This window comes from Stenotrophomonas sp. Y6 (assembly GCF_022436665.1).
Lineage (GTDB): Bacteria > Pseudomonadota > Gammaproteobacteria > Xanthomonadales > Xanthomonadaceae > Stenotrophomonas > Stenotrophomonas acidaminiphila_A.
Genome location: NZ_JAKUKB010000009.1, coordinates 84,228 through 105,934 on the forward strand (window position 1 = coordinate 84,228; position 21,707 = coordinate 105,934).

15 protein-coding genes are annotated in these 21,707 nt (G+C 69.2%); 13 read left to right on the forward strand and 2 right to left on the reverse strand.

Annotated features, from left to right (window positions below; all coding sequences use genetic code 11):
• From MKP15_RS11965 to MKP15_RS11980, 4 genes are all read left to right on the forward strand, one after another.
• Window positions 1-843: a response regulator gene (locus MKP15_RS11965; RefSeq protein ID WP_104937818.1), complete on the forward strand. Its 843-nt coding sequence runs from the start codon at window positions 1-3 to the stop codon at window positions 841-843.
• Window positions 840-1,574: a uracil-DNA glycosylase gene (ung, locus tag MKP15_RS11970; RefSeq protein WP_161615371.1), complete on the forward strand. Its 735-nt coding sequence runs from the start codon at window positions 840-842 to the stop codon at window positions 1,572-1,574. The genes MKP15_RS11965 and ung overlap by 4 nt, the downstream gene beginning before the upstream one ends.
• Window positions 1,575-1,752: 178 nt before the next feature.
• A complete protein-coding gene (gene rpoH / locus MKP15_RS11975) occupies window positions 1,753-2,628 on the forward strand; it encodes an RNA polymerase sigma factor RpoH (protein ID WP_054661518.1) in 876 nt (291 codons plus the stop codon).
• Between the two features lie 179 nt (window positions 2,629-2,807).
• A complete protein-coding gene (locus MKP15_RS11980; RefSeq protein WP_240212844.1) occupies window positions 2,808-3,212 on the forward strand; it encodes a GFA family protein in 405 nt (134 codons plus the stop codon).
• An 11-nt stretch (window positions 3,213-3,223) separates the two neighbouring features.
• Here the strand turns inward: MKP15_RS11980 and MKP15_RS11985 are convergent, their stop codons facing one another.
• Window positions 3,224-4,525 (reverse strand): NAD(P)/FAD-dependent oxidoreductase, encoded by a 1,302-nt coding sequence (locus tag MKP15_RS11985; RefSeq protein ID WP_240212845.1) that lies wholly within the window; start codon window positions 4,523-4,525, stop codon window positions 3,224-3,226.
• 131 nt (window positions 4,526-4,656) lie between these two features.
• Between MKP15_RS11985 and MKP15_RS11990 the strand changes: the two genes are divergently transcribed.
• The gene (locus tag MKP15_RS11990) at window positions 4,657-5,433 is read left to right on the forward strand and encodes an NYN domain-containing protein (RefSeq protein ID WP_240212846.1); all 777 of its coding nucleotides are present in this window, start codon (window positions 4,657-4,659) and stop codon (window positions 5,431-5,433) included.
• A gap of 79 nt (window positions 5,434-5,512) precedes the next feature.
• Window positions 5,513-6,133, forward strand: a complete 621-nt coding sequence (locus tag MKP15_RS11995; protein WP_161615367.1) for a glutathione S-transferase — start codon at window positions 5,513-5,515, stop codon at window positions 6,131-6,133.
• A gap of 193 nt (window positions 6,134-6,326) precedes the next feature.
• On the opposite strand, the gene MKP15_RS12000 is transcribed toward MKP15_RS11995, so the two are convergent.
• Window positions 6,327-9,407, reverse strand: a complete 3,081-nt coding sequence (locus MKP15_RS12000) for a TonB-dependent receptor (protein WP_240212847.1) — start codon at window positions 9,405-9,407, stop codon at window positions 6,327-6,329.
• A 741-nt stretch (window positions 9,408-10,148) separates the two neighbouring features.
• Here MKP15_RS12000 and MKP15_RS12005 point away from each other — a divergent pair.
• The 7 genes from MKP15_RS12005 to MKP15_RS12035 all read left to right on the forward strand — a co-directional run bounded on the left by MKP15_RS12005 (window position 10,149) and on the right by MKP15_RS12035 (window position 21,584).
• Window positions 10,149-12,599: a GH92 family glycosyl hydrolase gene (locus MKP15_RS12005; RefSeq protein WP_240212848.1), complete on the forward strand. Its 2,451-nt coding sequence runs from the start codon at window positions 10,149-10,151 to the stop codon at window positions 12,597-12,599.
• 123 nt (window positions 12,600-12,722) lie between these two features.
• Window positions 12,723-13,784 carry a LacI family DNA-binding transcriptional regulator gene (locus MKP15_RS12010; RefSeq protein ID WP_104937825.1) on the forward strand — a complete coding sequence of 354 codons (1,062 nt, stop codon included), beginning with the start codon at window positions 12,723-12,725 and terminating at the stop codon, window positions 13,782-13,784.
• A gap of 31 nt (window positions 13,785-13,815) precedes the next feature.
• Complete coding sequence (gene fucP / locus MKP15_RS12015) at window positions 13,816-15,123, forward strand: L-fucose:H+ symporter permease (RefSeq protein WP_240212849.1); 1,308 nt, start codon at window positions 13,816-13,818, stop codon at window positions 15,121-15,123.
• Between the two features lie 6 nt (window positions 15,124-15,129).
• Complete coding sequence (locus tag MKP15_RS12020) at window positions 15,130-16,125, forward strand: carbohydrate kinase (RefSeq protein ID WP_240212850.1); 996 nt, start codon at window positions 15,130-15,132, stop codon at window positions 16,123-16,125.
• On the forward strand, window positions 16,122-17,399 hold the full coding sequence (locus MKP15_RS12025) for an AGE family epimerase/isomerase (RefSeq protein ID WP_240212851.1): 1,278 nt from the start codon (window positions 16,122-16,124) through the stop codon (window positions 17,397-17,399). The genes MKP15_RS12020 and MKP15_RS12025 overlap by 4 nt, the downstream gene beginning before the upstream one ends.
• A 70-nt stretch (window positions 17,400-17,469) precedes the next feature.
• Entirely contained in the window at window positions 17,470-20,154 is a 2,685-nt protein-coding gene (locus tag MKP15_RS12030) for a glycoside hydrolase family 2 protein (protein ID WP_240212852.1), read from the forward strand.
• Entirely contained in the window at window positions 20,154-21,584 is a 1,431-nt protein-coding gene (locus MKP15_RS12035) for a glycoside hydrolase family 47 protein (RefSeq protein WP_240212853.1), read from the forward strand. The genes MKP15_RS12030 and MKP15_RS12035 overlap by 1 nt, the downstream gene beginning before the upstream one ends.
• Window positions 21,585-21,707 lie beyond the last annotated feature (123 nt).

The window sequence follows — 21,707 nt, forward strand, 5'->3', positions numbered from 1 at the left end:
ATGTCCACGCACGAACTCAAGCATCTGATCAGCGACGCCCCGCGGGTGATGGTGGTCGATGGCTCAAAACTGGTGCGCAAGCTGATCTCCGATGTGCTGCAGCGCGAGCTGCCGGACGTGGAGGTGGTGGGCTGCGCCGGTATCGAGGAAGCGCGCGCGGCGCTGGCGACCGGCCCGGTGCACCTGGTCACCACCTCGCTGGCCCTGCCCGACGGCGATGGCCTGGCGCTGGCGCGCAGCGTGCGCGAGGCGGCCGGGCAGGCCTACGTGCCGGTGATCGTGGTATCCGGCGATGCGCAGCGCCACCTGGAGCAGCGCCGCTTCAACGAGTTCGTCACCGACTATTTCGACAAGGCGCTGGGCCACGAGGCGCTGGCGACCTTCATCCGCGGCTACGTGCAGCCCGAGCCGGTGCCCGGCGCGACCGTGCTGTATGTCGAGGACAGCCGGGTGGTGGCCGAAGCCACCAAGCGCATGCTCGAGCGTCACGACCTGCACGTGGTGCACGTGCTCACCGCCGAGGATGCGTTTTCGCTGCTGACCGCCGAGTCGCTCGGGCGCACCACCCGGCGCATCGACCTGGTGCTCACCGACGTCACCCTCAAGGGCGAGCTCAACGGCCGCGACGTGGTCGAGCGCGTGCGCATCGACTTCGGTTACGGCAAGCGCCGCCTGCCGGTGCTGGTGATGACCGGCGACAGCAACCCGCACAACCAGTCCGCGCTGCTGCAGGCCGGTGCCAACGACCTGGTGCAGAAGCCGATCGAGGAGCGCCTGCTGGTGACCAAGGTGCTGTTCCAGCTGCGCCTGACCCGGCTGGCGCAACCGGCCGTGGCGCTGTGAGCGCAGCGCCGAACATCCAGCTTGAGCCGGGCTGGAAGGCGCGCATTGGCGACTGGCTGCTGCGCCCTGACATGCGCGAACTGGCGGCCTTCCTGCGCCAGCGCAAGGCCGCCGGTGCGCGGGTGTTCCCGCCGGGGCCGCAGATATTCGCCGCGTTCGACGCGACCCCGTTCGAGCAGGTGAAGGTGGTGGTGCTCGGCCAGGACCCGTACCACGGCGCCGGCCAGGCCCATGGCCTGTGCTTTTCGGTGATGCCGGGGGTGCCGGTGCCGCCGTCGCTGCTGAACATCTACAAGGAGCTGGAAGGCGACGGCAACGTCGCGCCGCCGTTCCAGCGCCCGGACCACGGCTGCCTGCTGCCGTGGACGCGGCAGGGGGTGTTGCTGCTCAACGCCGTGCTGACGGTCGAGGAAGGCCGCGCCGGCGCCCACCAGGGCAAGGGCTGGGAGGGGTTCACCGACCACGTGGTCGATGTCCTCAACCGCGAGCGCGAAGGCCTGGTGTTCCTGCTCTGGGGCAGCTACGCGCAGGCCAAGGGCAAGGTCATCGACACCCGCCGCCACCGCGTGCTGAAGGCGCCGCATCCCTCGCCGCTGTCGGCCCACCGCGGCTTCCTCGGCTGCCGCCATTTCTCCCAGGCCAACGAGTACCTGGTCCGCCGCGGACAGCGGCCGATCGACTGGCGCCTGCCGCCCCGCGCGGCGCTGGACGCCCAGCTCGCCGGTGGCTGAACGCTCCCTGCGCTGTCATGTGGCGGTGACCCGCTTCCTGCTACGCTGGGCTGATTCCCGGTTGATCCATACCGGGAGGTTCTGAGGTGCTTCCGCGGCTGTTTTTCGACAAAAATAGAACGCTGGAACTTTTTCTGTACCGGGCAGTCCAATAGTTCGACTGCTAAGATGAGGTCCTATGAGCCAGAACACCTCCACTGCCCTTGTGGCAAACAATCTTCCGATTCCCAGTGCGCTGGGTTCGCTGGATGCCTACATCGGTGCCGTGCACCAGATCCCGGTGCTCTCGGTCGATGAGGAACAGGAACTGGCGCGCCGCTTCCGCGACGAGCAGGATCTGGACGCCGCGCGCGAGCTGGTGCATTCGCACCTGCGCTTCGTCGTGCACGTGGCCCGCGGCTACAACGGCTACGGCCTGCAGCTGGGCGACCTGATCCAGGAAGGCAACATCGGCCTGATGAAGGCGGTCAAGCGCTTCGACCCGGACATGGGCGTGCGCCTGGTGTCCTTCGCGGTGCACTGGATCCGTGCCGAGATGCACGAGTTCATCCTCAAGAACTGGCGCATCGTCAAGGTCGCCACGACCAAGGCGCAGCGCAAGCTGTTCTTCAACCTGCGCAAGTCCAAGACCCGCCTGGGCTGGATGAACGCGGCCGAGGTCAGCGCGGTGGCGCGGGACCTGAACGTCTCCGAGCGCGAAGTGATGGAGATGGAGTCGCGCCTGTCCGGTCGCGACGTCGGCTTCGACGCGCCGTCCGACGAGGACGACGACCACGCACCGCCGTCGCCGGCGGCGTACCTGGTCGCGCGCGACGAGGACCCGTCGCAGGCCTACGAGCGCGAGGACAGCGAGGAAAACCAGCTGCAGCTGCTGCGCGAGGGCCTGGCCAACCTGGACCAGCGTTCGCGCGACATCATCGCCCGCCGCTGGCTCGATGCCGACAGCAAGGTGACGCTGCAGGAACTGGCCGACGAGTACGGCGTGTCGGCCGAGCGCATCCGCCAGATCGAGGCCAACGCGCTGAAGAAGATGAAGGCGCTGTTCACCGCCTGATCGCCACGCCGCCAGGCGGGCATGCGAAAGGCCCGGGGAAACCCGGGCTTTTTCGTTGCCGCTGGCCGCTACCGGCGCGGGCATGCCGGCGCCGTCTTGCCAAACCGCGACCGCCGACGGCCTGCGTGGCGTCGGCGCGGTGTAGATTGCGCGGACGCAATCCACGAACGGAGACGACGATGAAGGGAACCTGCCTGTGCGGTGCGGTCGAAGTGGTGGCCAACGATGCGGGGCAGATCGGCCTGTGCCACTGCGGCATGTGCCGGCGCTGGACCGGCGGGCCGTTCTTCGCCGTGCATTGTGACGACACGGTGCAGTTCAGCGGCGCCGCGCTGACGACCTTCCGCTCCTCGGAGTGGGCCGAGCGCGCGTTCTGCGGCACCTGCGGCAGCACCCTCTACTACCGCTTGGTGCCCGACGGCGCGTACTACGTCTCGGCCGGCCTGTTCCAGGAGCAGGCCTTCGAACTGGCCAGCCAGATCTTCATCGACGAGAAGCCGCCGTTCTATGCGCTGGCCAACCAGACGCCGACGCTGACCGGCCAGCAGGTGTTCGAGCAGTTCGCCGGCGGCAACGGGGGGTAGTCCCGCTGCGCTCAGTCCGCCGGCGGCCGCGTGGGTGGATCGGCACCGGCGCCGGTATCGGCGTCGCCGAAGATGATGCGCGCGCCGCGCTGGTAGCTCCAGTACGCCACCGCCCAGTTGAGCAGCACCACCAGCCGGTTGCGGAAGCCGATCAGGAAGAACACGTGCGCGGCCAGCCAGAACCACCAGGCGAGCAGCCCGGAGAGCTTGAGCCGGCCCATGTGCACGATCGCGGCCATGCGCCCGATGGTGGCCAGGTTGCCCTGGTCGCGATAGCGGAACGGCGGAGGTGCCGCACGCTGCTGCAGCCGCGCGTGGATGGCGGCGGCCACGTACTTGCCCATCTGCTTGGCGGCCGGCGCCACGCCCGGTACCGGCCGGCCATCGGCCTGGGCCAGCGCGGCCAGGTCGCCGGCGACGAAGATCTCCGGGTGGCCGGGCACGGTGAGATCGGGTTGCACCAGTACCCGGCCGGCGCGGTCCAGCGGCGTGTCCAGCGTCCGCGCCAGCGGCGAGGCGGCGACACCCGCGGCCCAGACCACGGTACGGGCGGGGATGAAGTCCTGGCCCAGGCGGAAGCCCCGTGCGTCGATCGCGGTCACCGGCGTACCGGTATGCACGTCGACCCCGAGCCGTTCCAGTTGCCGGCGCGCCTTCAACGACAGCACTTCCGGGAAGCTGGACAGCACCCGCGGCCCGGCCTCGACCAGGCGCACTTTCGCTGACGCCGGATCGATATGGCGGAATTCGTTGCGCAGGGTGTGGCGCGCGATCTCGGCCAGGGTGCCGGCCAGCTCGACGCCGGTGGGCCCGCCGCCGACGATGGCGAAACTCAGCCATGCCGCCTTCTTTGCCGGATCCGGCTCGGCCTCGGCCTTCTCGAAGGCCAGCAGCAGCCGCCGCCGCAGCGCCAGCGCGTCGTCCAGCGTCTTCAACCCGGGCGCGTCGGGCGCCCATTGGTCGTTGCCGAAATAGGCGTGGGTGGCGCCACTGGCCACCAGCAGCAGGTCGTAGTCGAGCGTGCCGCCGTCGCGCAGCCGCACCTGGCGGTGCTGCTTGTCGATCGCCTCCACTTCGCCCAGCCGCACTTCGACGTTGCGCTGGCGGCCGAGGATGTGCCGCAGCGGTGCGGCGATGTCCGGGGCCGACAGGCCGGCGGTCGCCACCTGGTACAGCAGCGGCTGGAACAGGTGATGGTTGCGGCGGTCGACCAGGGTGATGCGCAGTTTCGCGGTGGCCAGGGCGCGTGTGGCCCAGAGGCCGGCGAAGCCGCCGCCGATGATCAGCAGCCGGGGAGGGCGGTCGTGGGGCATGCGTTACTCCGGTGGGGGCCGGGCGTGGCCGGCTGGAGAGCGTGACAACCGGCCTCCATCTTCGCACGGGGTGCGCGCGCGCATGTCGATGGTCGATACTGGGGCCAATCGACCGCCATGGAGACAACCCCGTGTCCGATCCGGAGAAGCGCATCGCCCTGCTGATCGACGCCGACAACGCGCCCGCGGCGAAGATCGACGAAGTACTGTCCGAGGTGGCGCGCTTCGGCGTGGCCAACGTGCGCCGCGCCTATGGCAACTGGAAGAGCCCGCGGCTGAAGGGCTGGGAGTCGGTGCTGCACGAATACGCGATCCGGCCGATCCAGCAGTTCGCCTATTCCAAGGGCAAGAACGCCTCGGACATGGCGATGGTGATCGATGCGATGGACCTGCTCTACGCGCGCAACCTGGACGGCTTCGCCATCGTTTCCAGCGATGCCGATTTCACCCCGCTGGTGATGCGCCTGCTGACCGACGGGGTGAAGGTATATGGCTTCGGCGAGAAGAAGACGCCCGATCCGTTCGTCAACGCCTGCTCGCAGTTCACCTACCTCGAGGCGCTGGGGCAGCCGCACCCCAGTACCCCGGAAGTGGGCCCGGACGTGGGCGAGGAGGCGCGCCCGCGCAAGAGCGGCGCGGAGCTGCGCGGCGACACGCGCCTGGTGAAGATGCTGCGTCGCGCGGTGACCGCGGCCGAGGGCGAGGATGGCTGGGCGCACCTGGGGCCGGTGGGCAGCCAGATCGGCAACCAGGCCTCGTTCGATCCGCGCAACTACGGGTACGGCAAGCTCTCGGACCTGCTCGCGGCGATCGGCCTGTTCGAGCTGAAGAAGGATGGCAAGTCGTCCTATGTGCGTGCGCTGCCGCGCAAGGCCGCGCCCAAGGCCGGCAAGCCGGGCGTGGGCTGATGGCGCACCGCTGCGGACGCCGTCATGACGTGGGCTGGCGTATCGTGCGCGCCTGGCATCGGCCATGACGGGAACCGCAATGCTGAAGATCTGGGGACGCCACAATTCCAGCAATGTGCGCAAGGTGCTGTGGTGCGCCGAGGAGATCGGCCTGCCGTATGAATCGATCGAGGTCGGCGGCGCCTTCGGCGGCACGCAGACGCCGGAGTACCGGCAGATGAATCCCAACGGGCTGGTACCGGTGATCGAGGACCATGGCCTGCCGGTGTGGGAATCCAACGCCATCGTCCGCTACCTGTCGGCGCGCTACGCGCTGGGTACGCTGTACCCCGAGGATCCGGCGCGGCGCGCGCAGAGCGAGAAGTGGATGGACTGGACCATCTCCAGCTTCGCCGTGGCTTTCCGCGACCTGTTCTGGGGCGTGGTGCGCACCGCACCGGCCGACCGCGACGCGGCGCGCATCGACGCCGCGCTGGTGCGTTGTGGGGAACTGCTGGCGCTGGCCGACGCCGAGCTGTCGCGGCAACCGTGGCTGTCCGGGGAGACGTTCGCGATGGGCGACATCCCGCTCGGCGCGTTCGCGTATGCCTGGTTCGAGATGCCGGTGCAGCGCCCGGAACTGCCGCACCTGGCCGGCTGGTACGCGCGCCTGCAGCAGCGCCCGGCCTACCGCAAGGGCGTGATGACGCCGCTGACCTGAGAACTGCCGGAATACCGCACACGCGCGGCAGGCCCCGCATCCACGCAGGGAGTCCGCCGGTGCGGGCCTTGCCCCGCACGGGGCGTTTCCGGTGAAGCCCATGCGGGGCGAGCCCCGCATCTACAAGCGCTGCAAACGACGACAGCCGCCTGTACCAGCGCGGCTGTCGTCGTCGGTGCCTGGAAGGCAGGGGTCAGAACTTCCAGGTCAGGCCGAGATACATGACGCGGCCGGCATAGTTGTTGGAGTAGAAGCGGGCCTTGGTGTCGTTGCCCAGGTGGGTACGCGACTCTTCTTGGGTCAGGTTCAGCACCGAGGCGCTCAGCGAGAGTGCCGGAGTGATGTTGTAGGCCGCATTCAGGTCGATCTGCTGGTACGGCTCCTGGTAGAGGTTCAGGCCGCTGACCAGGCCCTGCACCACTTCGCCGCGACGGTTCCACGAGGCGCGCAGCAGCAGTTTCTCCACTTCATAGAACACGGTGAAGTTGGCCTGGTTTTTGGCGCTGCCGACCAGCGGTGACTTGCCGATCTCGGTGCCGTCCTCCAGGGTGATGGCGGCTTCGTTGGTGTCGTTCCAGGTGTAGTTCGCCTGGAAGCCCAGGCCGAAATCCAGCGTGTGCTGCGCATAGAACTCCACGCCCTGCGAAACGGCGTCGCGGCCGCCGGCGGTGGTCGAGTAGTTCTGCACCACCACAGTCTGGCCGCCGACGTTCTGGGTCACGTCCTGCACCACCGGCACCGAGAAGTTGCTGACGTCCTTGCGGAACAGGCCCAGGCCCAGCACCGAGCCGGGCTGGAAGTACCACTCCAGGCCGATGTCGTACTGGGTGGCCTTGTAGGCCTCCAGGTTCTTGTTGCTGCCCGAGCCGTACCAGCCCTGTTCGCCGGCACCGCCGGTGAGGCGGCGGTCGTTGACGTACTCGGGGCTGAAGTACTCCAGGCTGCCCGGGGCGGCGATGTTGCTGTAGCTCGGGCGCGCGATCACCTTGGAGGCCGCCGCACGCAGCAGCAGGTTGTCGGTCAGGTCATAGGCCAGGTTGAAGCTCGGCAGCACGTCGGTGTAGCTGCGATCCAGCCCGCTGACCGCGAACGATTCGGTGCGCGCCTCGCTGTCGGAGAGCCGCCAATAGCCTTCGGTGCCGCAGTAGGTACGTGCGGGGGCGCCGCCAGGTACCGTGTCACCGGCCTGGCACGCCAGCGGATTGCCGCTGGCGTCGTCGTAGAAGTAGTCGTTGTAGGACGTGACCTTGTCCGTGGAATCGGCGTGCTGGCGGGTGCTGACCACGCGCACGCCGACGTTGCCGCGCAGGCGCTCGGTACGGAAGTTGGCCTGCAGGTAGGTGGCGTAGATCTTTTCGTCCACGTTGTAGACGAAGTTGTCCTCGTTGCGGGTCTGCATCGGCCCGTAGGTCTTGTTCAGATAGGCGATGTAGGCCGGGTAGTTGATGGCCGGGAACGCGCTGGCGTTGATGCCGCCGGCCAGGTTGCCCATCGCGTACAGGAAGTCGGGCGAGAACTGCTGGGCCAGGTCGTTGCAGCCGCCGTTCCAGTAGCGGTTCTCGTAGTCGGCCGGATCGCTGCCCGGGCAGGTCCAGTAGCTGTTGCCGGTACTGCGGTGGATGCCGCCGTCGCGGTACTTGACGCCGAACTGCAGCGAGTCGAGGACGCCACTGTCGTTGTACCAGGTGCTGTCGATCTGCGCGTACTTCTGCTCGGTGGTGTTGCGGGTCCAGGACGAGCCCGTCGAGCCGAGGTCTACCTGCAGGATGCCGTTCTTCAGGTTCTGCATCAGTTCCGGCGAGAACGCCATCGACGGCGTGCCGGTCAGGTTCCAGGAGCTGGCCAGGTTGCCCAGGTTCCAGCTGCCGTCCGCGTTCTGGCTGCGTGGCTTGAGCGGCACCGAGAACTGCAGCGACGGGCCGCCCTTGGCCCAGGTGCGCCCACCCTTGAAGGCGATGTCGACCGACTCGCCACGCCATTCGGCCGAGAAATCGGCGGTCTGCGACAGCGCCTTTTCCAGGTTGTAACTGCCGGTGATCTGCGGCGTCGGCACGGTGCAGTCGTCCGAACCCCAGCCGCCCGGCGCCATGCCGCCTGCTGCGGCCTGTTCCTCGCTGCAGTAATAGGTTTTGCCCGGGTGCCGGCTGTAATCGGCGCCGGTGACGATGGTGCCACTCGGGTCCAGGGTCAGCCCGTCGAGCAGGCGTCCGCCGGCCCAGTTGCCGTCGCCCCAGTAGCGGGCGATGTTCCATTCCGGCACCTTGATGGTGTGGGTCTGGGCGTTCTGCGACAGGTCGAAGCGGAAGTAGTTCGCGGTCAGGGTCAGGTTGTCCAGCGGCTTGAACTGCAGGGTCAGCTGGCCGCCCTTGCGCTCGCGTTCCTCCTCCTTGACGTCCAGGTTCACCGAGGTCGGCATCATGAAGCCGGTGTAGTACCTGCCGCTCTGGTCGTAGAAGCCGGTGCCGCCCCACCAGTTGGAGTTGAACTTCGAGGGGTTGCCGTTGACGTCGACCGCGGTGCCGCCTTCGTCGCGGCCATACCACTGCCAGCTTTCGGTGCTGGCGCCCAGGGTGCGGGTGGTGCGCTTCTGGTCGGTGTAGCCGACGAACACGCCGAAGCGCTCGTCCTTGTCGTGCCAGGCGTACGAGGCCGACGCCTGGCCGTCGGTCTTGCGGGTGGTGTCGGCCCAGGTGCCTTCGACGGAGACGAAGCCGGTGTTGGATTCCATCTCCAGCGGACGCCGCGTGTGCAGGATCACCGTGCCACCGATGCCGCCTTCGTCGATGCGCGCTTCCGGCGACTTGAACAGCTCGGCGCTGCCCAGCATGTTCGACGGCAGCAGGGTGTAGTTGAACGAACGGGTCGGGTCGCCGTTGGATTCTGCGGTGGCGATGTAGTTGCCATTCAACTCGGTCAGGGTCAGTTCCGAGGACAGGCCGCGCACGCTGACGTTCTTACCCTCGCCGCCGCTGCGGGTGATGATCACGCCCGGCACGCGCTGCAGCGCGTCGGCCACGTTCTTGTCGGGGAACTTGCCGACGTCCTCGGCGGTGATGACTTCGACCACCGCGTTGGCGTCGCGCTTCTGCTGCAGGCTCTTCTCGATGGCATAGCGGTAACCGGTGACGGTGACCGCATCCAGCGTGGTGGCATCCGGCGCCGGCGTGGCCGCCTGCTGGGCAATGGCGCTCACCGGCAGTGCCGCTGCGGCCAATGCGATGGCGATGGCACCGGACAGCGAACTGCGGGCGTGCATGCGTGATGTCTGTTTCATTCCACTCTCTCCCTCTCCTGGATTTGGATCCGCTTCTGGTACGAAAGGACTTGAATCGATCTAAGTTCTGAAGCCACGCATCCCCGGCGCGCCGGGGGCGTTTCGTGCATGGATCGAGTGACGGACCCGGTCCGTTTTCCCTTGTCGCAGGCAATTGCCAGTCGATCTCTATTTGGATCGATCTAAACAAATGACGCGGTTTTTTTAGCACAGCGCCCTCCCCGCTGCATGTTGCTGCGCAATAAGACGCGGCGGGTCCGCGGGCTGCCGGCCCCCTGTCAGGGGGGGGCGTCTGCCCGCATCTGGCGCCGGCCGCGAACGGGCAAGGGGAGAGGGCCTGGGCGCGCCCGACGTCGCCGCCGGAGCCGGGCAGATGACCCGCGGGGGGCGGCGATGGTGCGCCGCAGAATGCGGTCCGGCAAAGGGCCGTGGTTTACTTGAATCGATCTAAATTCAACGCAGGTCCCGTTTGGACCGATGGAAGATCCCGCGAATGCCGGCTGTGGGTTGTTTCCGCAGCGCTGCACCCGCGGGTCGCAGGGGAGAACGCCATGACCGGATCGAATCACCCGTTGGCCCTGGCCGCACCGTCATTCCCGGCGGGGCGGGCTGCGCGTCGCCCTGCCGCTTTCTGATCCCGGCTCCTCTCCCCATCCCGCTCGGGATGGCCGGGTATCACCGGTCCGGCTTCGGCCGGACCCCCTTTTCCACCCACCGACATCGACCCTGAGGAACCACCGCATGCGCCGATCGCCGTCCACCGCCCCCCGCAGGGGTTCCGCCGCCGGGCTCGCCTGCCTGCTGGCCCTGGCCTGCGTTCCGTCGCTGGCGGCCGCGCCGCCCGCGCTGGAGCGCGAGGTCAACACCTTCATCGGCAGCAAGGACGACGGCAACACCTTCCCGGGTGCGTCGGCACCGTTCGGCCTGATCCAGGTCAGCCCGATCGGCAGCCATTACGCCGGCTGGCGCTACGACGACGAGAAGATCCGCGGATTCGGCCATTCCTTCCTGTCCGGTGCCGGCTGCTGGGAGCAGGGCGGGCAGGTATCGGTGCTGCCGGTCACCGGCAGCATCGGCCCCGGTGGTGATTTCGACACCACCGACGCCAAGGCCTTCGACCACAAGCGCTACGCATCGGCCTACAGCCATGCCGGCGAAGTGGGGCAGGCCGGCTACTACCGGGTGCGCCTGACCGACTACGGCGGCATCGACGTGGAAGCCACCGCGCGCACCCGCGCCGCGAGCGAGCGCTACACCTTCGCCGCCGGCACCGAGGGCCATGTGCTGGTCAACGTGGGCCAGGCCAACGAGCGCCATTCGGTGATCGGCAGCGTCATCGACGTGGTCGGCGACCGCGCCGTGGAAGGCAAGCTGGTGACCCGCAGTTTCTGCGGCGGCCACCAGTACACCACCTGGTTCCGCATCGAGTTCGACCGCCCGTTCAAGGCGCACGGCACCTGGGGCGAACAGGGCGGCCTGCCCGGCGCACGCCACAGCATGGAGGGCGAGCTCAAGCCCAATGGTGCGTGGCTGAGCTTCGACCTGGCCGACGGCCGTGCCGTCACCGCGACCAGCGCGATCTCGCACGTCGATGCCGAAGGTGCGCGCAGCAACCTGCGTGCCGATGGCATGCAGGACGGCCGCCTGCTCGGTTTCGAGCGCATGCGCGCGCTGTCGCAGCAGGGCTGGCGCGAACAGCTGGACGCGGTGCGCGTGCAGGGCGGCAGCCGCGATGACCGCACGGTGCTCTACACCGCGCTGTACCACGCGCTGCTGCAGCCGATGACCGGCAGCGACGCCGATGGCCGCTACCGCGGTTACGACGACGCGATCCACCGCGCCGATGGCTGGACCTACTACGAGTACTTCTCGCTGTGGGATACCTACCGCGCGCAGAACCAGTGGCTGGCGCTGACCCGGCCCGACGTGGCGCGCGACATCGGCCGCACCCTGCTGGCGATCGACGCCCAGGGCGGCTGGCTGCCGCGTTGGGGTTACGCCAACTTCGAGACCAACGTCATGACCGGCGACCCGGTCACGCCGTTCCTGGTGGACCTGTGGCGCTTCGGCGCGCTGGCGGGCCGCGAAGCCGAGGCCTGGGCGGCGCTGCGCCGCAATGCCTTCGGCATGCCGCCGCTGAACTCACGCGCGGCCGGCCGCTCCGGCAACGCCCGCTACCTGCGCGACGGCTTCGTCGCCTATGACCGCGCGTTCCCGTCCAAGGGCATGGACGTGGACCCGCACCACGGCGGTTCGGCCACGCTGGAGTACGCGCTGGCCGACTGCGCGCTGTCGCAGATGGCCGATGGCCTGGGCCATGCCGACGACGCGGCGGCGCTGCGCGAGCGCGGCCGCAACTGGCACAAGGTATGGGACCCGCAGGTGCGCGATGCCGAGACCGGCTTCAGCGGCTTCCCGCGCCCGCGCGACGAGAACGGCGCGTGGTACACGCCGGCCGATGGCCACTACAGCCCGCGCTCGCAGCATGGCTTCCACGAGGGCACCGCCTGGCAGTACCAGTGGCTGGTGCAGCAGGACGTGCCGGGGCTGGTGGCGGCGATGCACGGCCGCGAACAGGCCGGGCGCCGCCTGGATGCATTCTTCGCCTACGACGCGCTGGTGCAGGCGCCGCTGACCGCCGCGCGCAAGGAATGGGTGGTCGGCCCGTACAGCTACTACAACCAGTACCGCTACAACCCGAACAACGAACCGGACCTGCATGCGCCGTGGATGTACACGCTGATCGGCCAGCCGTGGAAGACCGCCACCGTGGTGCGCGCGGCGCAGCAGCTGTTCACCAACGCGCCCAACGGCGTCACCGGCAACGACGACCTGGGCACGATGTCGGCGTGGTACCTGTTCAGTGCGCTGGGCCTGTACCCGGCGGTGCCGGGCAGCGGCCAGTTCCTGCTGCACGCGCCGCGCTTCTCCAGCGCCGAGATCGCGCTGGGCAACGGCCGCACCCTGCGCCTGCAGGCACCGGGCGCCGACGGCCGCAGCCTGCAGTACATCCAGGCGGTGCAGGTGGACGGCAGGCCGCAGCGCGCGGTGTGGCTGGACTGGGCGCGGCTGCGCGCGGGCGGCACGATCCGCTACACGCTGGCCGCGCAGGCGCCGGAGCAGGGCTGGGGCACGGACGTGGCGGACCTGCCGGTGTCCTGGTGCGCCACCCCGGGCAGTGCGATGCGATGAGCCGGCGTCCTGCGGACGAGCGACGACCCGGACGATGTGCCGGGCCACGGGGACTGATCCCGGTTCCCACTTCGTCATTGGCCGCTTTTAAGCTGTGACGTTCATGCCCACCTGCGAGCGACGATGAGCAACGACACCTCCACCGCCGGAAAATCCACGCGCCGGACCGGCAAGCGCGCGGTCACCGTGACCGACATCGCCCAGGCCGTGGGCGTGTCGCGCGCGACCGTGTCGCTGGTGCTGCGTGGCAGCCCGCTGGTCAACGTCGATACCCGCGCCCGGGTGGAGGCCGAACTGCGCCGCCAGCGCTACGTGTACAACCGCACCGCGGCCAACCTGCGGCGGCGCACCTCGTCGTCGATCGCGCTGGTGATCAACGACCTGTCCAACCCGTTCTTCGCCGAGTTCGCATCCGGCGTGGACGAGGCCCTGGGCGGCAAGGGTTACGTGACCCTGCTCGGCAGCACCGGCGAGTCGCCGGAGCGGCAGCAGGCGGTGCTGAGCACGCTGATGGAGCACACCCCGACCGGCTTCATCCTGTCCCCGGCCGAAGGCAGCGACGCGGCGCAGCTGCGGCAGGTGCTCGGCAGCCACGCCAACGTGCTGCTGTTCAACCGCGAACTGCCCGGCGCCGACTGGGATTTCCTGACCATGGACAACCAGCAGGGCGCCTACCTGGCCACCCGCCACCTGATCGAGCGCGGGCATCGCGACATCGCCTTCTTCGGCGGGCACGCCGCGTCCAGCTCCTGCCACCAGCGCCGCGCCGGCTATCAGCAGGCATTGGCCGAGGCCGGCCTGCAGGCACGCCCGCAATGGATGATCGAGTCGGCGCCCAACCGCCTGGAAGCGGCCGCGCGCACCGGCGAACTGTTCGCCGACGGCCAGCGCCCCAGCGCCGCGGTCTGCTACAACGACACCGTCGCGCTGGGCCTGATGTTGGGCCTGACCTCGCGTGGCATCCGCCCCGGCGGCGATTTCGCCGTCACCGGCTTCGACGACATTTCCGAGGCCGCGGTGGCGGTGCCGCCGCTGACCACGCTGACCGCCGACCCGCGCGAGCGTGGGCGCCAGGCCGCCGCGCTGCTGCTGCAGCGGCTGGACGACCCGGATGCGCCGCCGATGCGTACGGTCGCGCCGGTGCAGCTGCGCATCCGCGAAAGCAGCGCCGCGCGCCCCATCTGATTCCTTCCGACCCCGCACCCCGAGGCGCGCCATGCCGATACCGTCCACGCCCCTGTCAACGCCCGCGACGTCCACCCCGGTGGTCACGCCCCGGGTCGCGCTGGCGGTAGCCACCACGCTGTTCTTCATGTGGGGCTTCCTGACCAGCCTCAATGACGTGCTGATCCCGCACCTGAAGGCGGTGTTCGAGCTGAACTACACGCGGGCGATGCTGGTGCAGTTCACGTTCTTCGGCGCGTACTTCCTGATGTCGCTGCCCGCTGGCCGGCTGGTCGCGCACCTGGGCTACAAGAAAGGCATCATCGCCGGCCTGCTGATCGCCGCCATCGGCGCGCTCGGCTTCTGGCCGTCGGCGGCGCTGCGCACCTACGAAGCGTTCCTGGCCTCGCTGTTCGTGCTGGCCACCGGCATCACCGTGCTGCAGGTGGCGGCCAACCCGTACGTGGCGCTGCTGGGGCCGGAACAGACCGCCTCCAGCCGGCTGACCCTGGCGCAGGCGCTGAATTCGCTGGGTACCACCCTGGCGCCGTTGTTCGGTGGCCTGCTGATTCTGAGCACGACGGTCAAGAGCAGCGAGCAGATCGACGCGCTGCCGGCGGCCGAGCAGATCGCCTACCGCGCGGCCGAAGCGCAGTCGGTGCAGGGGCCCTACGTCGGCCTGGCCATCGCGCTGGCGCTGCTGGCGGTGTTCGTCTGCCTGTTCCGCCTGCCCAGCCTGACCGAGGCCACCGAGAAGGCCGACAGCGGCCACCACACCCTGCTCGACGCGCTGCGGCACCCGCACGTGCTGTTCGGGGTGCTGGCGATCTTCTTCTACGTCGGCGCCGAAGTGTCCATCGGCAGCCTGATGGTGAACTACCTGGCGTTGCCGGAGATCGGCGGCATGAGCGAGCAGCGCGCCACCCATTACGTGTCCGCGTACTGGGGCTGCGCCATGGTCGGGCGGTTCGCCGGCTCGTGGTTGCTGGTGCAGTACCCGCCGCGGCGCCTGCTGGCCGTGTTCGCCCTGGCCAACGTGGTGCTGCTGGGCGTGATCCTGGCCGCCAGCGGCGAGGTCGCGGTGTACGGCATCGTCGCCACCGGGCTGTTCAACTCGATCATGTTCCCGACCATCTTCTCGCTGGCCATCGAGCGCCTGGGGCCGCTGACCAACAAGGCCTCGAGCCTGCTGATCATGGCCATCGTCGGCGGCGCGGTGATTCCCCTGCTGCAGGGCGTGCTGGCCGACCGCATCGGCCTGCACCTGAGTTTCGTGCTGCCGGTGGCGTGTTACCTCTACATCATTTTCTACGGCCTGGTCGGTTCGCGACCGCGGGCCGCCAGCGGCCAGGGAGGCTGAGGCCAGATGGGCAAGATTGTTTGTTTCGGTGAAATTTTGATCGATCTACTGGCGCAGCCGCCGGCCACGCCGGAGACCCCGCGCGCGTTCCTGCAGTACGCCGGCGGGGCGCCGGCCAACGTCGCGGTGGCGGCGGCGCGGCTGGGCGCACGCAGTTATTTCGCCGGCATGCTCGGCCGCGACATGTTCGGCGACTTCCTTGCCGAGAGCCTGGCCGAGGCCGGCGTGCTCACCGACTGCATCGTGCGCACCGATGCGGCCAAGACCGCGCTGGCGTTCGTCGCGCTGGATGCGGACGGCGAACGCAGCTTCAGCTTCTACCGGCCGCCGGCCGCGGACCTGCTGTTCCGTGCCGGGCATTTCCACCCGGCCTGCTTCGACGGCACCGGCTGCTTCCACGTCTGTTCCAACAGCCTGACCGAGCCGGATATCGCCGCGGCCACCTTCACCGGCATGGACCGCGCGCGCGCCGCCGGCGCGGTGGTCAGCCTCGACCTCAACCTGCGTCCGGCGCTGTGGCCCGCCGCGGTCGACCCGACGCCGTGGCTGTGGCAGGCGCTGGAGCGCGCCGACCTGGTCAAGCTTTCGCGCGAGGAACTGGACTACCTGGCGGCCCCGTTCGGCGAGGACGGCGAGGCGCGGGTACTGCGGCGCCTGCTCGGCGCGCAGGCGCGCTGGGTGATCATCACCGATGGCGCCGCGCCACTGCGCTGGTTGACCCGCGAGGCCCAGGGCCAGGTGCCCAGCTTCCGCGTGCCCGCCGTGGACACCACCGCGGCCGGCGACGCCTTCGTCGGCGGCGTGCTGTACGGCCTGGCCGAACGCGGCGGTACCGGCGCCGCATTCGACGCGTTCTGCCACGACCACGATGCCATCACCGCCACCTTGCGTTTCGCCGCGGCGGTGGGCGCGCTGGCGGTCACCCGCAAGGGCGCCTTCGCCGCCATGCCCGAACTCGAAGAAGTGCAGCAGCTGCTGCAGCAACAGGACGCCATCGCATGAACACTCCCGCTCCCGATTTCCGTTCCCCGGCTTTCCTGCGCGCGCACATCGCCGACACCATGGCGTTCTACCACCCGCGCTGCATCGACCCGGCCGGCGGCTTCTTCCACTACTACAAGGACGATGGCAGCGTTTACGACGCCCGCCACCGCCACCTGGTCAGCAGCACCCGCTTCGTCTTCAACTACGCCATGGCCTACCGCGAGTTCGGCAACCCCGAGTACCTGGCCGCGGTGAAGCACGGCGTGGATTACCTGCGCAACGTTCACCGCAATCCGGCCACCGGCGGCTACGCCTGGACCCTGCGCGACGGCACGGTCGAGGACGACATGAACCACTGCTACGGCGTGGCCTTCGTGCTGCTGGCCTACAGCTGCGCGCTCAAGGCCGGCATCGAGCAGGGCCGGCAGTGGATGGACGAAACCTGGCAGCTGCTGGAAACGCACTTCTGGGAGCCGCGGCACGGCCTGTACCGCGACGAGGCCGACGCGCACTGGAACTTCACCGGCTACCGTGGTCAGAACGCCAACATGCACATGTGCGAGGCGATGCTGGCCGCCTTCGAGGCCAGCGGCGAGCGCCGCTACCTGGAGCGCGCGCTGCAGCTGGCCGACAACATGACCCGCCGCCAGGCGGCCAAGGCCGGCGGGCTGGTGTGGGAGCATTACGACGCCGACTGGAACGTCGACTGGCACTACAACCTGGACAACCCGAAGCACCTGTTCCGTCCCTGGGGCTTCCAGCCCGGCCACCAGACCGAGTGGGCCAAGCTGCTGATGATCCTGGACCGCCACGTCGAGGCCGACTGGCTGCTGCCGACCGCGCGCCATCTGTTCGACAGCGCCGTCACCCGTTCGTGGGACGCCACGCGTGGCGGCCTGTACTACGGCTTCGCACCGGCCGGGCTGCAGCAGGCGCTGAACGAAGCGCAAGCATCGGCGCGTCCGGCCGTGGATGCCGGGGCTGCTGCGGAGGGACCGGCGGATATCTGTGATGACGACAAGTACTTCTGGGTGCAGGCCGAATCGCTGGCCGCCGCCGCGCTGCTCGCCCGGCGCACCGGTGACGACGCGTACTGGCAGTGGTACGGGAAGCTGTGGGCGTATTCGTGGGAGCACTTCGTCGACCACACCCATGGCGCCTGGTTCCGCATCCTCGACGCCGACAACCGCAAGTACGACGACGAGAAGAGCCCGGCCGGCAAGACCGATTACCACACCATGGGCGCCTGCCACGAAGTATTGAACGTGGTGCGCGAGGGCATGCCGGGCTGAGGCCCGGCGACATCCGCGACGGCGACGACGGGAGGCAGGCATGCGCCAGGCGACATTCGGTTTTGGATCGATGCAAGTCCGGTTGGCAAGGCTCTGGCGCGTGCTGCTGCCGTGCCTGCTGTGTGCCTTCACCGGCATCGCCGCGGCCGCGCCGCTGCAGGCGCAGTGGAGCTTCCGCCTGTTGCCGGGCGATGCGCAGCTGCCGGCGCACCCCGGGCTCGATGCCTGGCGCCCGGCGCAGGTGCCGGGCAGCGTGCATGACGACCTGCAGACGGCCGGCGTCATCGGCGATCCCCACGTGGGCGCGGCCGAGGCCGGGCTGCAGTGGATCGGCCTGGCCGACTGGGAATACCGCGCGCGTTTCGACGTCGATGCGGCCACGCTGGCGCGCCGCCATGCCGAACTGCGCTTCGACGGCCTGGACACCTTCGCCGAGGTCAGCCTCAACGGCCAGCCGCTGCTGAAGGCCGACAACGCGCACCGCACCTGGCGCGCGCGCGTCGATGGGCGCCTGCGCGCGCAGGGCAACGAACTGCGCGTCGTGTTCCGCTCGCCGATCCGCACGTTGCTGCCGCAGGTGCAGGCGATGCCGCACAAGATCGCCGGCAACTATCCCTCGCCCTATGGCGACGAGCCCAAGGACGCGATGGTCGGCAACTTCGCGCGCAAGCCGGCCTACCACTTCGGCTGGGACTGGGGCCCGCGCTACGTCACCGCCGGCGTATGGCGGCCAGTGCACCTGGACAGCTGGGACCAGCACCGCATCACCGACCTGGCCGTGCGCACCGACGCGCTGGACGACCAGCGCGCGCGCCTGGGCGTGCTGCTGCAGGTGGAGCGGGGCGCCACGGTGGGCAAGGCCAGCGTCGCAGTGGATGTGCTCGACCCCGACGGGCGCCGCGTCGCCCGGCTCGAACGCGAGGTCACCCTGCATCCCGGCCAGAACACGGTGCAACTGCCGCTGGAGATCGCGCAGCCGCGGCGCTGGTGGCCGGTGGGCTATGGCGCACAGGACCGCTACACCGTGCAGGCGCGCATCGATGGCGGTGGCGATCCGGCGCGCGAGGCGCTGCGGCGCACCGGCCTGCGCACGGTGGAACTGCGCCGCGAGGCGGACGCCGATGGCGGCCAGGGCTTCGCCTTCGTCATCAACGGTGTGCCGGTGTTCGCCAAGGGCGCCAACGTCATTCCGTTCGAATCGTTCCCGGCGCGGGTCACCCGCGAGCGCCTGCGCCGCGACCTGCAGGCCGCGCGCGACGCCCACATGAACATGCTGCGCAACTGGGGTGGCGGCTACTACGAGAGCGACGACTTCTTCGACATCACCGACGAACTGGGCCTGCTGGTGTGGCAGGACTTCATGTTCGGTGGCGGCATGCAGCCCGGCTACGACCCGGGGTTCCGCGCCAACGTGGTGGCCGAGGCGCGCGACAACATCCGTCGCCTGCGCCATCACCCGAGCATCGTGCTGTGGTGCGGCAACAACGAAGAGGAAACCGCGTGGAAGGACTGGGGGCACGGCAAGGCGCTGGCCGCCGCCGACCCCGGGTTCGCGGCCAAGGTGTGGCAGGGTTATGTGGACCTGTTCGGCAACGACCTGCGCCAGGTGGTGGCCGAGGAGGCGCTGGGCGTGCCCTACTGGTCCAGCTCGCCGGGCAACGACCTGGACGCCAAGGCCAACGACTCCCGGCGCGGCGACAAGCACTACTGGGACGTGTGGGGCGGCCCGGCGCTGCCGGTGACCGCCTACCTGCGCGAAACGCCGCGCTTCATGTCCGAGTACGGCCTGCAGGCGTGGCCACAGCTGTCCACGGTGGACGCATTTGCCACGCACGACGAGCAGCGCATCGACGGGCCGGTGATCCGCGCCCACCAGAAGTTCATGGCCGGCCAGGGCAACGAACGCCTGCTGCACTACATCGAGCGCGAGTACGGCACGCCGGCCTCGTTCGCCGACTTCATCTACCTCAGCCAGGTGATGCAGGCCGAGGGCATTGAACTGGCGGCGCTGCACCACCGCGCCTCGCGGCCGTACACGATGGGCTCGCTGTACTGGCAGCTCAACGACGTGTGGCCGGGCGCGTCATGGTCGAGCCTGGATTACTTCGGCCACTGGAAGGCGCTGCATTACCACGCGCGCCGCTTCTTCGCCGAGGTGGCCGTGGCGGCGCTGCGCGACGAGGACGGCGTCACCCGCTTCCGCCTGCTCAACGATGGCCGCCAGCCGCTCACCGCGCAGTGGCGCGTGCGGGTCATGGATGTGGCCGGTGGCGAGTTCGCGCGCCAGCAGGAAACCATCACCCTGGCGCCGATGGCCGCGACCGCGGTGGCCGATCTGGTCGATGCCGACCTGCTCAAGGGCCACGACCCGGCACGCAGCGTGGCGGCGTTCGAGCTGCTGCGCGACGGCGAGGTGGTCGCGCGGCGGCTGGTGCATTTCGTGCCGGCCAGGGAGCAGGCGCTGGCCGCCGGCCAGCTGCGCGCCGAGCTGGTTGCCGACGGCGGCGACTATCGCCTGCGACTGCACGCCGATGGCCTGGTGCGCGCGGTGTGGGTCGATTTCGGCGACACCGGCGCCCGCGTGGACGACAACGCCTTCGACCTGCTGCCGGGCGAAACCCGCGAGCTGCGCGTGGACGCCGACGCCCGTCTCGACGCACTGCGCGCCGCGCTGCGCGTGCGCACCCTGGGCGACACCCTGCACGCCGCTTCCACTCCCCCGCACGACCCCGCTTCCACCCCGAGGACCCGATGATGAACCGAGCCCTGCGCAACGCCCCCCTGGCCGCCGCCCTGCTGCTGGCGCTGTCCGCCTGCAGCCCGTCGCCGCCCGCCGCCGCGCCGGCCGATGCGGTGACCACCGCCACCCCGGCCGCCACCGCCGACGTGCCGGCGGTCGACGCCGCCGAGGCCGCACGCATGGCCGAGCAGGTGCGCGAGGCTACCCGCCATGCCTGGCAGGGCTACATGCAGTACGCCAGGGGCCACGACGACCTGAAGCCGATCAGCGCGCAGCCGCGCGACTGGTACCCGGCGCCGCTGCTGATGTCGCCGGTCGACGCGCTGGACACGCTGCTGCTGCTGGGCCTGGACAAGGAGGCCAACGAGGCGCGCGAACTGATCGTCGGCCAGCTGTCGTTCGACCAGGACATCGAAGTGCAGAACTTCGAGGTCACCATCCGCCTGCTCGGTGGCCTGCTGTCGGCCTACCAGATGACCAACGACGCGCGCCTGCTCAAGCTCGCCGACGACCTCGGCACGCGGCTGTCGCCGGTGTTCGACAGCCCCACCGGCCTGCCGTACACCCACGTCAACCTGCGCACCGGCAAGACCCGCGGCACGATCAGCAACCCGGCCGAAACCGGCACCCTGCTGCTGGAGTTCGGCACCCTGGCCAGGCTCACCGGCAAGCAGGCGTACTACGACAAGGCCAAGCGCGCGCTGGTGGAAACCTACAAGCGCCGCTCGAAGATCGGCCTGGTCGGGCTGAACATCAATGTCGAGACCGGTGAGTGGACCAACAAGGACGCCTCGATCGCCGGCGGCATCGACTCCTACTACGAGTACCTGCTCAAGTGCTGGAAGCTGTTCGGCGACGAGGACTGCAAACGCATGTGGGAGGACAGCATCGGCCCGCTCAACCGGTACCTGGCCGACGAGGTGCGCGACGGCGAGCTGTGGTACGGCCACGCCGACATGGACAGCGGCGCGCGTACGTCCACCACCTACGGCGCGCTGGATGCGTTCATGCCGGGGCTGCTGGCGCTGGGGGGCGACCTGGAACGCGCCAGGCGCCTGCAGGAGTCCAACCTGAAGATGTGGCGGCTGCACGGCATCGAACCGGAATCGCTGGACTACGCGGCGATGCAGGTGCGCTCGCCGGGTTACGCGCTGCGTCCGGAAATCGTCGAGTCGGCCTACTACCTGCACCATTACACCGGCGACGCGCGCTACCGCGGCATGGGCAAGGAGTTCTTCGAGGACTTCGTGAAATACACCCGCACCGAACACGGCTTCTCGGCGCTGAAGGATGTGCGCAGCAAGGAGAAGGACGACTCGATGGAGAGCTTCCTGTTCGCCGAGACCTTCAAGTACTACTACCTGCTGTTCGCCCCCGCCGAGACCCTGGACTTCGACGGCGTGGTGTTCAACACCGAAGCGCATCCGCTGCGCCGCACCTGGTGAGCGCACGCCGGCCCCCTCTCCCCGCGGGGGAGAGGGCGGCTGCGGTCGCGTCGCTTTAAACCTTTCTGCACCTGTCCGCCATCCAACCTCCAGTCGCGCACCTGTCGGTGCGCATCGGCCATA

Coding starts and splice junctions, on each gene's coding strand:
- MKP15_RS11965 (WP_104937818.1), top strand. CDS start 1: ATGTCCACGCACGAACTCAAGCATCTGATCAGCGACGCCCCGCGGGTG.
- rpoH (WP_054661518.1), top strand. CDS start 1,753: ATGAGCCAGAACACCTCCACTGCCCTTGTGGCAAACAATCTTCCGATT.
- MKP15_RS11980 (WP_240212844.1), top strand. CDS start 2,808: ATGAAGGGAACCTGCCTGTGCGGTGCGGTCGAAGTGGTGGCCAACGAT.
- MKP15_RS11985 (WP_240212845.1), bottom strand. CDS start 4,525: ATGCCCCACGACCGCCCTCCCCGGCTGCTGATCATCGGCGGCGGCTTC.
- MKP15_RS11995 (WP_161615367.1), top strand. CDS start 5,513: ATGCTGAAGATCTGGGGACGCCACAATTCCAGCAATGTGCGCAAGGTG.
- MKP15_RS12000 (WP_240212847.1), bottom strand. CDS start 9,407: ATGAAACAGACATCACGCATGCACGCCCGCAGTTCGCTGTCCGGTGCC.
- MKP15_RS12005 (WP_240212848.1), top strand. CDS start 10,149: ATGCGCCGATCGCCGTCCACCGCCCCCCGCAGGGGTTCCGCCGCCGGG.
- MKP15_RS12010 (WP_104937825.1), top strand. CDS start 12,723: ATGAGCAACGACACCTCCACCGCCGGAAAATCCACGCGCCGGACCGGC.
- fucP (WP_240212849.1), top strand. CDS start 13,816: ATGCCGATACCGTCCACGCCCCTGTCAACGCCCGCGACGTCCACCCCG.
- MKP15_RS12020 (WP_240212850.1), top strand. CDS start 15,130: ATGGGCAAGATTGTTTGTTTCGGTGAAATTTTGATCGATCTACTGGCG.
- MKP15_RS12025 (WP_240212851.1), top strand. CDS start 16,122: ATGAACACTCCCGCTCCCGATTTCCGTTCCCCGGCTTTCCTGCGCGCG.
- MKP15_RS12030 (WP_240212852.1), top strand. CDS start 17,470: ATGCAAGTCCGGTTGGCAAGGCTCTGGCGCGTGCTGCTGCCGTGCCTG.
- MKP15_RS12035 (WP_240212853.1), top strand. CDS start 20,154: ATGAACCGAGCCCTGCGCAACGCCCCCCTGGCCGCCGCCCTGCTGCTG.